At 40.5% G+C, this 15,331-nt stretch carries 14 protein-coding genes; 10 read left to right on the forward strand and 4 right to left on the reverse strand.

The window, feature by feature from the left end; translation table 11 throughout:
* Positions 1-11: 11 nt before the first annotated feature.
* From galE to CQA40_RS11545, 3 genes are all read right to left on the reverse strand, one after another.
* Positions 12-1,550 carry a UDP-glucose 4-epimerase GalE gene (galE, locus tag CQA40_RS03040; RefSeq protein WP_115519489.1) on the reverse strand — a complete coding sequence of 513 codons (1,539 nt, stop codon included), beginning with the start codon at positions 1,548-1,550 and terminating at the stop codon, positions 12-14.
* Positions 1,547-3,544, reverse strand: coding sequence for a glycosyltransferase family 39 protein (locus CQA40_RS03045; protein ID WP_115519490.1), 1,998 nt, complete (start codon positions 3,542-3,544; stop codon positions 1,547-1,549). The genes galE and CQA40_RS03045 overlap by 4 nt, the downstream gene beginning before the upstream one ends.
* A gap of 252 nt (positions 3,545-3,796) precedes the next feature.
* Positions 3,797-3,919, reverse strand: a complete 123-nt coding sequence (locus tag CQA40_RS11545) for a hypothetical protein (RefSeq protein ID WP_258864439.1) — start codon at positions 3,917-3,919, stop codon at positions 3,797-3,799.
* Between the two features lie 286 nt (positions 3,920-4,205).
* Here CQA40_RS11545 and CQA40_RS03050 point away from each other — a divergent pair, with 286 nt between their 5' ends.
* Complete coding sequence (locus tag CQA40_RS03050; RefSeq protein ID WP_115519544.1) at positions 4,206-5,285, forward strand: DUF1698 domain-containing protein; 1,080 nt, start codon at positions 4,206-4,208, stop codon at positions 5,283-5,285.
* On the forward strand, positions 5,286-5,744 hold the full coding sequence (locus CQA40_RS03055) for a hypothetical protein (protein WP_023926826.1): 459 nt from the start codon (positions 5,286-5,288) through the stop codon (positions 5,742-5,744).
* Between the two features lie 98 nt (positions 5,745-5,842).
* Here CQA40_RS03055 and fliW read toward each other — a convergent pair whose 3' ends face one another.
* The gene (gene fliW / locus CQA40_RS03060; RefSeq protein ID WP_115519491.1) at positions 5,843-6,316 is read right to left on the reverse strand and encodes a flagellar assembly protein FliW; all 474 of its coding nucleotides are present in this window, start codon (positions 6,314-6,316) and stop codon (positions 5,843-5,845) included.
* Positions 6,317-6,907: 591 nt separating this feature from the next.
* On the opposite strand from fliW, the gene CQA40_RS03065 reads away from it, so the two are divergent.
* From CQA40_RS03065 to CQA40_RS03100, 8 genes are all read left to right on the forward strand, one after another.
* Positions 6,908-8,095: a NifS family cysteine desulfurase gene (locus CQA40_RS03065; protein ID WP_115519545.1), complete on the forward strand. Its 1,188-nt coding sequence runs from the start codon at positions 6,908-6,910 to the stop codon at positions 8,093-8,095.
* A gap of 152 nt (positions 8,096-8,247) precedes the next feature.
* Positions 8,248-9,228: an iron-sulfur cluster assembly scaffold protein gene (locus tag CQA40_RS03070; protein WP_115519492.1), complete on the forward strand. Its 981-nt coding sequence runs from the start codon at positions 8,248-8,250 to the stop codon at positions 9,226-9,228.
* Between the two features lie 65 nt (positions 9,229-9,293).
* Positions 9,294-10,553: a DNA cytosine methyltransferase gene (locus tag CQA40_RS03075; protein ID WP_115519493.1), complete on the forward strand. Its 1,260-nt coding sequence runs from the start codon at positions 9,294-9,296 to the stop codon at positions 10,551-10,553.
* Entirely contained in the window at positions 10,537-11,259 is a 723-nt protein-coding gene (locus CQA40_RS03080; protein WP_115519494.1) for a UpaP162 family type II restriction enzyme, read from the forward strand. The genes CQA40_RS03075 and CQA40_RS03080 overlap by 17 nt, the downstream gene beginning before the upstream one ends.
* Before the next feature lie 18 nt (positions 11,260-11,277).
* Positions 11,278-12,060, forward strand: coding sequence for a type II restriction enzyme (locus CQA40_RS03085; protein ID WP_115519546.1), 783 nt, complete (start codon positions 11,278-11,280; stop codon positions 12,058-12,060).
* Position 12,061: 1 nt separating this feature from the next.
* The gene (locus CQA40_RS03090; RefSeq protein WP_115519495.1) at positions 12,062-12,973 is read left to right on the forward strand and encodes a site-specific DNA-methyltransferase; all 912 of its coding nucleotides are present in this window, start codon (positions 12,062-12,064) and stop codon (positions 12,971-12,973) included.
* A gap of 26 nt (positions 12,974-12,999) precedes the next feature.
* Positions 13,000-14,895, forward strand: a complete 1,896-nt coding sequence (locus CQA40_RS03095; protein WP_115519496.1) for a glycosyltransferase family 39 protein — start codon at positions 13,000-13,002, stop codon at positions 14,893-14,895.
* 58 nt (positions 14,896-14,953) lie between these two features.
* On the forward strand, positions 14,954-15,154 hold the full coding sequence (locus tag CQA40_RS03100; RefSeq protein WP_115519497.1) for a hypothetical protein: 201 nt from the start codon (positions 14,954-14,956) through the stop codon (positions 15,152-15,154).
* Positions 15,155-15,331 lie beyond the last annotated feature (177 nt).

Here is a 15,331-nt window from a genome sequence, read left to right on the forward strand (position 1 = left end):
TTTTGTTACTTTTAATACCGCTGATTTTTGTGCCACGCAAACGCGCTCTTTAGGATAGATTCCAAATCATAAAAGATAGGATTCCACCCTAAAATCTCTTTTGCTTTTTTGGCACTTCCTACTAGCTCTGCTGGGTCGCCCTCTCGCCGTGATTCGTATTTGGTAGGGATTTCACATTGTGTGATTTTCCTAGCACACTCTAGCACTTCAATGACGGAGAATCCCGCACCATTGCCTAGATTAAACACTTCGCTTTTTAAATTTTGCTCTAAATAATATAGTGCCAAAATATGCGCTGCACTTAAATCATCTATATGGATAAAGTCCCGCACACAGCTACCATCGCGCGTGTCATAGTCTGTGCCAAAGACGCTAAAGCACTCACGCTTTTTAAGTGCGGTTTGCAGCATTAGCGGGATTAGGTGTGTTTCGGGGCTATGGGATTCGCCGATGTCAAAAAAGTTACTCGCCCCTGCGGCGTTAAAATACCTTAGCGCAATGTAGCGCAGTCCATAGGCGTTTGCAAAATCAGCTAAAATCTGCTCTACCATTAGTTTGCTTCGTCCGTAGGGATTGATAGGATTTTGCGGGTGGGATTCTGCTATGGGTAGCTCCAAAGGATTGCCATAGGTGGCGCAAGTAGAGCTAAAGATAATGCGCTTAATGCCAAATTTGCGCATAGATTCTAGTAGATTTAGAGAGTTTGCGACATTGTTTGCATAGTATTTGGCGGGATTTTCCACACTCTCTCCCACATAGGCAAACGCAGCAAAATGCAAAACACAAGAAATTTTATGCTCCCTAAAAATCGCATTTAACGCTTCTTTGTCGCACAAATCTGCTTTGATAAATGTCGTGTTTGATTTTGGGTTTGTGAGATTTGGCGTTGCGCGTGGGTGGGATAGATTTGCGCGATTAAAAAACTCCAAAATATTGCTAGAATCTAACAGCCTAAAATCAAGTGCTTCTTTGTGTCCGTAAATAAGACTATCGACAACGATAGTGCGAAATCCTAGTGTGTTTAGCATAGCATTCACACAAGAGCCGATATATCCAGCCCCACCTGTGATTAAGATTTTGTCATTCATTTTTCGCCCCCCTTTTTTATGAAATCTATTTTGCAGTGATTGCTCTAATGCGCTTGTCCTAAAGCTAAAAAATTTATGCCCCAAAAAGTTGCAAATAAAGCTAAAGCCAATGCCACAAATATGCGCTAGTAGCTTTTGTAGCTCTATGCCAAGCCCAAGATTTGCGCCCTGCAAAATTCTAAGCGCAAACACCGCTACAAAAGTCTGCACCACAAGCCCTACAAATGCCACGAGCGAGAATTTCACAAAGGCGATTTTGGTGCTTTTGTATTTATCTTTGGGGAAAATGTATTTCGCGCTTATGGCAAAATTCACAAAATGTCCGCTTATATAGCCCAAAGCCACGCTCACACCAAAGCCAAAAAATAGCTCATAGAAAATGCGTGAGAGCAGATTCACCACTAGGGCGATAATGCTTAAGCCAAAATAACGCAAGAATTGAGAATGCAAAATCTTAGTCATCTCTCAATCCTTATTAACATAGAGCTACCAAAGTTTGATTGGGATTCTTTTATCTCTGCATTTTTACTCAAAGATTTTGCGTGTGCGATAAGCAACTTTTCCCAATTATCCCAATAATGACTTGCTAAAATCCATATTTTCTGACAAGGGAAATCATAAAATTTAGTATCTTTTACATTGAATTTTTCGTCAAATATTTTGTGTGGAATAGTAAGATTGTCTATATATGAATAGTAGAAAAATGCGTATCTTGCGCTACTATACACAAACACACATTTAGCCGAATCTGAAAGTTTAGATTGCTGATATTCTTTGGCAATCTGCGTGATAAAATCGTGGGTTTGCTGTATGTGGCGATGCTCGGGCAAAAATTTCTGCGCGTTTTTATATGCGCCAAAAATTGCAAGTCCCAAAATGCAAACGATGAGCAATTCTCTCCACCATTTTGCAGAAAATCTATCATAAAGATAATTCACCCCACTTGCGCACATTATGTAAAAAAATACCGACATAAAAAGCGATAAACGCCCACCGATAATCCCGCCGTGTCCAAAAGGATAGATTTGACACACGCTTAATCCTACATAAATCACAAGGATTCCCGCGCATACCACAAACATATCACGCTTATTTTGCCACAAAGCATAAAGCCCCACACACGATACAAGCATATATAAAGGGATAATATTGCCACAATCAAATGGCGTAAAGCCACTATACACGGGCAAAATTTTCACAAAAAAGTTTGGCAATTCAAGTGGGTTTAGTGGGATAAGCCATTGTTTCCAATAATTATAAAATCCATCAACTGCTTGATAGCGAATGTATCCAAAGTAATATATGATAAAAAGCAATGCCAAAAAGGCACTAAGAAATATAAAAGTAGAGTTGCTTTTTATCCACGATTTTAGGCTAAAAGGCATTGAAAAGGTTTTGTAAAAATACCCAGCTATACACGCAAATGCTACAAAAATCCCTGTGTGAGATGACAAAAAGCAAAGCACACTAATAGCGATAAACTTTTTAAACGCTAAATGTTTGAGATAGCAATATATAAGCAAAAATCCACAAAATGCTTCGATTCCGTATTGCTTGAACTCTGCGCTATAATAAAGCAATCCCAAAGAGCCACAAACAAGCACGACAAAGGCTAAAAAGCCCATAGTTTTATTGCCAAATAAGAGTTTGGCGATTTTTAGGGCTAGGATAAGCGTTGCGATTCCAAATACGCAGGGCAAAAAGTAAAGTGTGTGTTCGCCATAGCCAAAAATGCTGCCTAAAAATTTGGAAACTACCAAAAATAAAAATGGTGCGCTTTGTAAGTTTGGCAAGGCTTGGAAAAATAGCTCACTCCACCCTATACCATACGCACTATAAGCTACCGCCGCTTCATCTAGCCACAAATCTTTATGGAAAATATACTGATATATTCGCACCACTATGCCAAAGGCTACAAGTGCGTAAGCGATATGGCGAAATCCTAATGTGCCTGAAATGATAAGAGCAATAGCGCATATAATCAGCAAAATGCCAAAATAATACTTGAGTATGCTAAAAAGTAGTGGGGTGAAATCTATCTCATATTCTACTTGTCCTAAGGAATCTCCTAGTGCTACTAAATCTTGTGTAGTGCGGATATGATATATGCTTTGTCCGCTATGGCTTATGCTAGTAAAATCAGCTGATTTTATGTTTTCGCTCCAAAGAAACTTTAGCACAGAAACGGTTGATATATGTTTGCTACGAAGCAGAGGCTTTAGGCTTTGGAAATGGATTCTTGCTGTGTATTCAGTAGTGTAGATTATGTCATTTTTGTCGTGCAAGGATATATTTGCGGTGTAGATTTTGTTTTTGCGTGCTAGGTCTAGTGCTATGGCGGATATGATTCCCACAGAAGCGATTATGCTTAAAATCACTAGAGAGATTTTCGCCCACTTTGGGAATATCGCATTTAGTGTTGTTTTTAGCGTTGCTTTTGGATTTGCCTTACTCATCTGCAAATCCTTGAATCAAAGCGCAGATTGGCTATCTCGTCATTGCGAGACTTTTGCAAAAAGTCGAAGCAATCTAAAATGCGTGGTTTTAAATTAGGTTTGGATTGCCACAATTCGGCGTTGCTAAATCTCGCAATGACGGAGAGGCTGGATTGCTTGGGCGATTCGTTGAATCCTCTCGCAATGAGGGCGTGAAATAATTGCTTTGCAGATTTGGCAGATTTGTAAGAATAGAGTGTATTTTTGGGAGATTTATCTAATGAATGAAGTGTATTCGCCCCCCCCCCCCGTATTTATCACTTTATGAAAAAGACCGTGTGTGAGCGATAAACTTTGCGCTAATCGACTTTGTGTAGTGCCTAAAAGATTTTGCATAATGAATGCCTTTGATAAAAAATGTAGCTAAAAGCTAAATAAAGGCTGAATTATACAAAAAAAAAAAAAAACAATATCAAAAAATAAGTTTGTAAAAAAATTGTTTGTAAAAGAGTGCTTTATTTGCAAGAAATTATAATATCTTTGTTTGATTTGTTTATAATTTGCCACTGATTTGCTACGCAAAAATCATAAAAAAAGTGCGAAAAAATCGTGCAAATCTAGCACTCACTTAAAGAAGCCACAACCAAATACAAAAAGCAACCAAAAATCACAAAAGGTAAAAATGCAAAATCTGCTAGAGAATATCCACGATAAATATCACTTGCTTAGGGCTAAGCCTATCGTGCCACTTCTATGTAGGCTAAAGCAGCTTAGTGAGGATTTGCCAAAAGGCAAGTGCGAATATCGCTATGACAGAGGGATAAGGATTCCCCAAATCTTGCCAAAAAATCACAAGCAGGGCATATATGAGATGATAGAATCTCTAGCGTGGGATTTGCGCTCGTGGAGGAAGGGACCATTTTTTTTGGGGGATTTGCATATAGATAGCGAGTGGCAGAGCTTTGTGAAGTGGGATTTGCTACTGCCTTATGCGCAAAATCTCTTAGAAAACGCGATAGTGGGCGACATAGGGTGTAATAATGGATTTTATCTCTTTGCGATGAGCTTGCACAAGGCGCGAAAGCTGGTGGGCTTTGACCCTAGTGCGCTGTTTTTTTGCCAATTTTGCTTTATCAATCATTTTTTGGACTTGCCTATTGAGTATGAGCTTTTGGGTGTGCAAGATTTAGACGAATACCTAAAATCCCAAAACACGCTAAAATCTCACAAGACAAATGCACTATCTAGCCGAAGCGGTGCTACAAAGTGCGAAAAATTTGATGTGCTTTTTTGTCTAGGCGTGCTGTATCATAGAAGCGATGTGTTTGCCACGCTAAAATCCCTTGCAAACGCACTAGATTCTGGTGGGGTGGCGTTTGTAGATACGCTTGTGATAGATGAGATTGACTTAGGTGAGGAGATTTTGGCAAGCCTGCCACAAGAGGCAAGGCTGGCTTTGAGCGAAAAACTTGAGAGATTTACAAAAATGGAATTTGTGCTAAGCCCTAAAAAAAGTTATGCTAAAATGCGCAATGTGTTTTTTATCCCAAGTGTGAGGGCTTTTGAGGGGTGGGCATATCGCTGTGGATTTGGAGAGGTGGAGCTACTTGCCATAGTGCCAACCACCACAGATGAGCAAAGACAAACAAAGTGGATAACCTCCCTAAGCCTAGAATCTTTCCTTGACGAAAACGACTCTACGCGCACAAGTGAGGGCTATCCCGCGCCAAAACGGGCGTATTTTAAGCTAAGGAGAAAATAAATGGCAGAAGAGATTGAGGAAGAGGAAAAAGTAGATAGATTATTCCCTGATGAGCGCGTGGTGGGCAATGCTATCAATCCGCATTTTTGTGGCGAAATGGAGGAAATCGGCAAAGACAAAGCCACTATCACTCTAACCACACGCGAGGATATGGAGGTGGATAAAGGCATAACGCATACGGGGTTTGTCCATAGTGCAGCGGGGTTTGCCGCACTATGTGCGATAAATAAGAAAAACTCCATAATCATAGGCTCTGATGTGAAGTTTCTCGCTCCTGTGGAGACAAACCAAAAGGTGGAATTCAAAGCCAAAACACTTGTGGGGGATATGCGCAAATGTGAAGTCAAAGTAGAGGGGTATGTGCTTGATATAAAGATTTTTGATGGGTTGTTTTATATCGTAATCTTTGACAAAAAGCTATTCAAACTTAAGCTAAAAGAGAATGCCGAGCAACCTTAAAAGTGCAACCTTGATAAGTCGCGCTTAAAAAATAGTGGCGCAAGATATTGCTTTTGCAAAAAAGCTCCATATAGACTTCAAACTTTTAGAGGCTAATTTTATTTCTTTTTAGATTTTGCAGAATCGTCTTTTTTTGAGCTTTTCTTGGAATCGGCTTCTTTTGTTGGGCTTTGTGGGTTTTCATCGCCCTCTTTATACCATTTAGAGATGGGCTCTGCTATGCCATAAGATGGGTATTTGAAGCTATCTAGCACGATTTGAGCCATTGTTTTGTTGTCAAAATTAAACACAAGTGGGGCTAGGAAATTTATCGTGGAGTTTTGGATAGGTGTTTGCATTACCATAATGTTTGCGATAAGGATATTTTTGGAATTTTTTAAATCAAGCAGAAGCTCCATAGCCACAGGGACTTCAAAGTCATATTGACGCAGGGCAAATGGATTTATCAGCACAAATACAGGGGCTGTGCCATCGGTGTTGCTAAGTCTCATAAAAATATCATCAATTTTTTCTAATGTCATTTTGCTGACATCTTCAAAGCCCAAAATAGGAGATTTTATATCGAAATCCATACTGCACCTTTGTCGTATTTGGTTTATCCTAGCAACTGAGAGCTATTTGAGAGCTATTTGTAAGAGTTGCTCTATAAATTTTAAATTCAAGGATTCTATCCAATTTTGGCTATAAAATCAATTTGTTGGGCAAATTTTTGCGTATTTTTCCCTAATTTTGTGTTTTTGGCTGATTTTTTGGATTCTTATAATTGTCTTATTTTTGGTAGAGAATCTTATTTTGGGATATGAAATTTTGACTACACATTACAAAATATGTGCTACAATCCGCGCAAAATCAACCAAATATTAAAGTTTTCTTAAATTTTTAAGTTTTATCGCTTTGCTAGGCATTTTTGCCCCCAAAGCTCAAGCCACAATCATATATTTATTATCAAGTGGATTATCAATATTACTAGATTTTTGCAAAACCTGCCTTTTATGCCTTTATTTGCCTTAAATCTAAAAATCTGTTTTGCAAGGTTGATTTAAGTCAAAGCGCGGTTTAGTCAATTAACCAAAGTGATTTTTGTGCAAAATCCACAGCGCAAATCCCAAACACAAATCCGCATTTGCAAGGCGACACAAACAAGCAACACAAAAAGGAAAAAAATGACAAAGAGAATCTACCTAGACAACAACGCTACAACGATGATTGACCCCAAAGTCAAAGAAGCTATGGAGCCGTTTTTTGGCGAGCAGTTTGGCAATCCAAATAGCTTGCACAAATTTGGCACAGAAACGCACCCAGCCATAGCCGATGCTATCGAGAAAATGTATGCAGGACTTAATGCGAATGATGAAGATGACATAATCATCACTTCTTGCGCGACAGAATCAAATAATTGGGTGCTAAAGGGAGTGTATTTTGACTTGATTCATAATGGTGGAAATATCGCAAATAGCGAAAAAAACCATATCATCACTACCGAAGTGGAGCACCCAGCTATCGGTGCTACTTGCGATTTTTTGGAATCTTTGGGTGTAAATATCACGCGATTGCCTGTGAATAAGCACGGAGCGATTTTTGCCCACCAAGTCGCAGAAGCAATCACACCTAAAACCGCGCTAGTAAGCGTAATGTGGGCAAACAACGAAACAGGAGCGGTATTTCCCATAGAAGAAATAGGGGCGATTTGTAAGCAAAAAGGCGTGCTTTTTCACACCGATGCGGTGCAGGCTATCGGCAAAATCCCTGTGGATGTCCAAAAAGCAAATGTGGATTTTCTAAGCCTATCAGCGCATAAATTTCACGGACCAAAGGGCATAGGTGCGCTCTATATTCGCAAAGGTGTAAGCCTAACTCCGCTACTTCACGGAGGTGAGCAAATGCGCGGGAGGAGAAGTGGCACGCTAAATGTCGCTTATATCGTGGGTATGGGCGAGGCTATGCAGCTTGCAAATGATTACTTGGGATTTGAGGGGACTTATGTGAAGTCTTTGCGTGATAAGCTAGAATCTGGCTTGCTAGAAATCCCCGATGTGCAAGTCATAGGCGACATTACTCATCGTGTGCCAAATACGATTTTGGTAAGTGTCAAAGGCATAGAGGGGGAGGCAATGCTGTGGGATTTGAACAAGGCTGGAATCGCGTGTAGCACGGGGAGTGCGTGCGCTAGTGAGGACTTGGAGGCAAACCCTATAATGGTAGCCGTAGGAGCGGATAAAGAGCTAGCGCACACGGCTATTAGAATCTCACTTAGTAGGTTTAATACCGAAGAGGAGGTAGTTTATACGCTAGAAGTGTTTAGGAGGGCAGTAGAAAGACTGCGCAATATTTCTAGCTCATATTTGGTGTAGGCTGTGCTTGGCTTTTTTTGTGGATTATTTACGCGTTTGATTTAAGGCAGATTTATCTTTGCCACATAATCCCAAAAATAGACCAAAAGCACTTTGTAGAATCGATTGAAAAAAAAACTCTAGGCAATAATCAAAACAACAAAGGATAACAAATGGCAAAAAATGACTTAATCGGCGGTGCGTTATGGGACGCATATAGCAAAAAAGTAGCACAGCGAATGGACAATCCAACTCATCTAGGTGTCATCACCCAAGAGCAAGCAGACGCCAAAGGCGCGAAGCTCATCATAGCGGACTATGGCGCGGAGTCGTGTGGCGATGCGGTGCGGCTGTATTGGCTCGTGGATAAAGATGACAGAATCATTGATGCGAAGTTTAAGAGCTTTGGCTGTGGGACGGCTATCGCAAGTAGCGATATGATGGTGGAGCTGTGCCTAAACAAAACCGTGCAAGAAGCGGTAAAAATCACTAATATCGATGTAGAAAAGGCACTGCGTGATGACCCAGATACACCCGCTGTCCCAGGGCAAAAGATGCACTGCTCGGTAATGGCTTATGATGTCATCAAAAAAGCAGCAGGGCTCTATCTAGGCAAAAATGCCGAAGACTTTGAAGATGAAATCATCGTGTGTGAGTGCGCGCGCGTAAGCCTATCCACGATAAAAGAAGTCATACGACTAAATGACTTAAAAACCGTAGAGGAAATTACCCAATACACCAAAGCGGGTGCGTTTTGCAAGTCTTGTGTGAAGCCGGGCGGGCACGAGAAGCGCGAATACTATCTAGTAGATATTTTAAACGCTGTGCGCACGGAAATGGAGAGCGAGAAGCTAAAAACCCAATACGAAAAAAGCCAAAGTGATGGCGCGAAATTCGCAGATATGACAATGGTGCAAAAGGTAAAAATGGTGGATAAAGTCATCGATGAAAATATCCGCCCAATGCTAATGATGGACGGCGGAAATATGGAAATCCTTGATATAAAGGACACAAGCGATGGGCATATCGACATCTACATACGATATATGGGGGCGTGCGATGGGTGTGCGAGTGCTGCCACAGGCACGCTCTATGCCATAGAATCCGTCCTGCAAGAAAATCTAGATTCTAGCATTCGCGTAATGCCGATATAGACGCAAAATATGGGTATAGTAAGTGTGGTAAGTCAAGTAGATTTTAGCCCTATTTTGGAGTGAGTATGCTTAGCATTGATGAGGTTGCAAGAGAGACAAATATGTCGGTAAAATTTGTTCGCAGAGAAGTGGCGAATGGAAATCTGCAATCTACCAAAAAGCACTCCAAATATCATATTTCAAGGCTAGATTTTGAAAGCTGGAGGGGCACACCACAAGTTGCTAAAAACACCAAAGCTAAAGCGAGACAGACAAAAGACATTGTGCATTGGATTGATATTGCTAAGCAAATGCAAAATATCAATGGTTGGGTAAATCAATGCGATAACTCTTATAATATGATAGATTTATTTTCTGGTGCTGGTGGATTGTCTTGTGGGCTTATGATGGCAGGGTTTACCCCCATAGCTTGTGCGGAGATTTTGGATTCTGCTATAAGCACATATAAACACAATATTTGCTCTAAACTAGGCACAAAGCCACATTTTATAGCGCGTGATATTAGTGATTTGGGCGCAAAAAACGATTTAATCAATTATGCAAAAAATACGCATATACATTTGATTGCTGGGGGATTTCCTTGTCAAGGGTTTAGTATGGCTGGAAATCGCATAGTAGATGACAAACGAAATACGCTATATGTGGAAATGCTAGATATTGTAGGGCGATTGCAACCAGATTTTATTCTAATGGAAAATGTAGAGGGAATCCGCTCAATGCTAAATGGCGAAGTGGAGCGCAAAATCATCAAAGATTATGCAAATATCGGCTATGAAATCAATGTAACCACGCTTTGTGCAGCGGATTATGGCGTGCCACAGCTTCGCAAAAGAGTGATATTTATCGGCAATCGAGCGCATAAAAGGAACTACCATCCTAAGCCTATTTTTAATAAACACAACTACAAAACCGTAAAAAATGCCATAGAGCGGTTTTTGCACTTAGATGAAAACAAAGCTATCAATCACGAATTTACCAAACATTCAAAAGACATCATAGAGAGGCTAAAAAATCTCAAAGAAGGGCAATCGCTTTATGAAAATTACTCTGATGCGTGGAAAAGAGTGTATTGGGATAAACCCTCAAGCACTGTGAAAGAAAATCACGGAGGTGTGAATGTCCATCCATTGCTTCCAAGAGTTATGACACCAAGAGAATTGGCTGCATTGCAGAGTTTCCCTGATGATTTTATATTTAAAGGGAGCAAAAAATGGCAATTAGTCCAAATAGGCAATGCAGTCCCGCCACTACTTGCAAAGGCGATAGGGCTTGCTATCATAGAATCTATAAATAAAAAAGAATGCGTGAATGAATGCTTATTTTAAAAATATTTGCGAAGCAAAAGATAAAATAAAAGCGTATTTAGACACGATATATCAAGTATCAGGCGATGAATTATTGCTTGAACTAGAGCATTATAATTTACTTGAAAATCCAAATAATTGCATTGAGACTTCTACGGCAATCGGCTTTATTTTGGAGGAATTTATCACTTCAAAACTAGAAATTTATACAAAAAAATTTCATAGCAATAGTGATGAAATCCTAATCAAAAAAATATCTACTAGCTCGGCGACAAAGTATAGCTTTGATTGCTATGGTTTGTATAAAAATATTTTGTTTTTGATAAATATCAAGGTGCAAAAAGAGGGCTCTACAAACAATGCAATAGCGGCGATAAATCGTATATATAAGGATTATGTGGAAGAAAGCATAGATAATATCAACGCAGAAAAATCCTATCTAATCCTAAAAACTCACTATGGTTTTGCCAAATCAAAAAATGATGGGGAGCGAAAAATCAGCATCAAAGGGACACAATGCTATGCTTTAGAAGAGATTGATTTTAGCAAAGGGGTTCTAAAAGACCATAGAAATTGGAGTAAGACATTTAATGAAAATAGTGGCAGACTTCAAATACCTAATAAGTGGCTAATAAATCATAGATTAAAAGATAGTGAAATCTCTTATGATATGACAAAAGATTTTCTAACAAGTATTTATAATGGCAAATACAATGAAAAAAGATAAAAAATGCTAAGGCAGGATATGCGTGTAAAAACAAACAAAAAGCATCTTGTCTTGCTTGATTTGTATCGACATTGTGAGGCGCGAAATGATTTTGTCTTTCACAACGACTTAGTTAAAGAGATTTCAAAAAAGCATAAGTTTGGCAATCCGTTTGATGCGACAAAACTTGATTGTAGCGATAAATTGCCACGATATTTCAAAGACAATGATATTGCCCTCTTGCATTTAGGCGGTGGCAATCATAAATTTATCAAAGGTATAGATAAGCTCTATCACGCATTTGAGCCGATACAAGAATCTCTCAAATGGAGCTACAAACAAAGCCTGCTAAATGAATACAACGATAGCGAAAGCAATATTTTAAGCGTAGCGAACAATCAGCGCATTTTGCACGATTTTGTATTTGGGGAGGATTTGGACTTTAGCACTCTTAGTATCGATAAACGCCCCAAAACCTACTTCCCACACCGCACAAAATCCACACTTCAATACTTTTTTGAATCCCAAGAAATCATCGCCCAAAATCAGCAAATAAAAATCGACTTGACACTCGAGTTTAACGGCACTATCAGCATTTTTGAAGCAAAAAATGGCGAGCCAAAAGATTTTAATATCTATCAAATCTATCACCCATTTTTGTATTATCATAGCTCAAAACTACCGATAAATAAAATTATTTGTTGTTATTTGGTGCGTAAAGCAGAGAGATTAAAACTTTGGGCTTATACTTTTAGCGAGCCTTTGTGTTTGGATTCTATCGTGTTTTTAAAATCTAGAGAATATGTTTTGGTAAGGAGCTAAAATGCAGTGGAATACAATCCATAACGATGATACGCTAAAGATTTTGCAATCCTTGCCAGATGAATGCTTGGATATGGTTTGGGGAGACCCTGATTATAATGTGGGAATTGATTATAATGGGAGCAAATACACGCAAAAATGGGAGGATTATATAGATTGGTATGCAAAGGTGGCGCAAGAATCCCTGCGCGTGCTAAAACCTAGTGGCAATGCGTTTTTTATGAATTATCCCAAGCAAAATGCCTATTTGCGCGTGAAATGCCTTGATAACCTTGCTTATGATGTATGCGAATATGTGTGGGTGTATAATACCAATGTAGGACATAGCAAAAGACGGCTTACCACCGCGCACCGCTCTATCTTGCACGCGACAAAATCCAAAGACAATCATTTCTACAAAGACAATATCGCCCTACCTTATCAAAATCCAACTGATAAGCGGATAAAAGAAAGAATAGCGCGTGGCGAAAAAGGGCGAATGCCCTACTCGTGGTTTTATTTTGATTTAGTCAAAAATGTAAGCAAGGATAAGACTTTCCATTCTTGTCAGATTCCCGCCGCACTTGTAGAAATGTTTATCAAATCTTGCACAAATGAGGGGGATAGCGTGTTTGTGCTATTTGGTGGAAGTGGTGGCGAGATAATGCTATGTGAAAAGCTCAAGCGCAAATGGCTAAGCTGCGAGCTGCATAAGCCTTATTTTGATATGATTGCTGATAGATTGCAATCTAATGGAGCGATAAAAAATGAGTTTCGCTTGCCAAATTTCACGCGCAAAGATTTCGCGTGCCAAAATTTCACGAGCCCAAATTTAGTGCAAAAGGAGCTCACGCTTCTAGATTTTAAAGACACGACAGATGAGAAGCGCAAAGATTTTGATAAATCCCAAATTGCACATTCTAGAGCGTTATAAAATCTAAAAACCAAAGGATAAGATAAATGCCACGCACGCCACACTCTCACCCCAAAACTCCCCCCATAAACTCTACCAACTCTACAAACCCCACAAACGCCCTGCTTTACGCGCTTATCGCGCTACTTGGCTTTATCCTCATCGTGCGTTTGGTTAGCCTCGCACTCTACCCGCTTATGGACCCCACAGAGGCGCGATATGCCGAAATGGCGCGAAAGATTTTAGAGCTAAATGATTGGGTGGTGCTGCATTACACCTATGAGCAGCCCTTTTGGGGGAAGCCTCCGCTTAGCTTTTGGGGGAGCGCGGTTGGAATGTGGATTTTTGGGATAAATGAATTTGGTGCGCGAATCGCCCCCTTTGTCGTTGGTGTGCTTGTGTGTGCGCTTTTTTTTGCGTGGGACTTTGAAAGCAAGTCCTCAAATGGCACAAACAAAGCAAGTAGTGCAAATGCCAACGCAGGCGGAAATCTAAATAGCAGTGCAAGCAGTGGCGCAAATGTCGGTGCAAATGGCGCAAGTGATTTTGCCAATTTTGCCAAAAGGCGTCATATCTTGCTAGCCCTTGCAAGCGCGATTATTTTATCAAGCAGTGCGATTGGGCTTGTGAGTGCGGGGGCGGTGATGACTGATGAGTTTTTGCTCCTTTGCGTGGGGCTGTGTATGGTGGGATTTTGGCGATGTGTGGGGGAATGTAGCGTAGCAAATGTGGTGAGCTCGCAAGAATGTAGTAGTGAGAAAGCTACAATCTCCAAAGACACCACAACTTGCAAAACCTCCAAAACCAAACGCCTTTGGGGCTATGCCTTTTTTGTAGGGATTGGCTTAGGCTTGCTGGCAAAAGGACCGCTTATCCTTGTGCTAGCTGGCGTGCCACTTGTGGGCTTTGTGCTGCTTGTCTTTTTGGCTAGGCGATTTTGTGATTGCGCGAGTTTGCGACTTGACTTTAGGCATTTTCCGCTTTTTAGTGGAAGTGTGCTAGCCCTGCTTATCGCGCTTCCGTGGTATGTGGCGTGTGAAGCGCGAAGTGAGGGGTTTTTGGAGTATTTTATCGTGGGAGAGCATTTCAAGCGGTTTTTGGTAAGTGGCTGGGAGGGGGATTTATACGGCAGTGCGCACTCTCGTAGGCTTGGGAGTATATGGCTGTTTTTCCTTGTGGCGTTTTTGCCTTGGAGTGTGGCTTTTGTTGGGTTTTTGTGCGCTTTTGTCGCCAAAATCTTTGGGCGAGATAGCTCTGTGCCAAACGCACAAAAAAGTTCAGAATTTAAACATTTAAGCGGAGCTAGCAAGCGCGTTTGTAATGCTATCTTTACTCCCCTGCTAGCAAACAACGCCAAAACGCTTTATCTCACGCTTTGGCTTCTTACTCCGCTTGCCTTTTTCACGCTCTCGCGCAATGTGCTTTGGACTTATGTGCTGCCTTGCGCACTTCCATTTAGCATATTGCTTGCGCAGTGGATTTTCCAAAGTGGGCTTAAAAAATACATTTGGATTGCGCCTTTTGTAATTGTCGCGGGATTTGGTGCGTTTATTGCCACACCTAGCGCGGATAAGGCACTTGCGCCCTATCATCACAAGGATATTTTTGCGCACTTTAGCGGGGATAGTGAGCTCTTATATATCGGGCTTAGTCCCTCATATAGTGCGCAGTTTTATACCCACGCCAAATTTGACACACTGCACGCGCAAAGCCCTGCGCTAGAGCCTTTTAGGGAGAAAATCTACGCGCTAAAGGACTTAAAAGAGTGCGAGGATTTGGGGGTTAGCTGTGAGCTTGCAGCCCTGCTTAGCGCAAAAAAGCGCGTAAGTATCGCTATAAAATCAAGTGATTTTGCCACATATAGCGAGGTTTTTGCTCGCCTTGCCCCACACTTTAACCTAGTGGCACAATCCAAAGGCATAATGCTTTTGCAAAATTTCTAAGCGAGATTTAGCGCACAAAATCTAAAACGGTTTGTGGAAAAAGCGTTAGGAAAGATAGATGCTAGGATATAAAGAATCTTGCAAATGGGTGTATTGCGCGCCTATGCCTACGCGCGTGTATTCTCTAGGACAATCGCCCACACTACAAAAAGCCCCCACATACGCACCCAAAAACGCACTTGAAGTGCTAAAAGCCATTTATTTCCTTATGTTTAGATTTCGCATTAAAGTTTTTGAAAATCAAAGTGCAGATGCTTAAAAACTCGGCATTATATCGGCAAAAGATAAATCCCAAAGGGTTTGCTTGATAAAGCAGGTTTGCTATCTATAAAATCAGTTATAAATCAATGCTTTTTGGATTTGAAAAATATTTAAACGATTTTTAAAATTTCGGTGCAATTTTTCCAAGAAACCTTATCATTTAAGGAAATCTTAA

The sequence above is a fragment of the Helicobacter sp. MIT 01-3238 genome (assembly GCF_003364135.1).
In the GTDB taxonomy this organism is placed as follows: Bacteria; Campylobacterota; Campylobacteria; order Campylobacterales; family Helicobacteraceae; genus Helicobacter_B.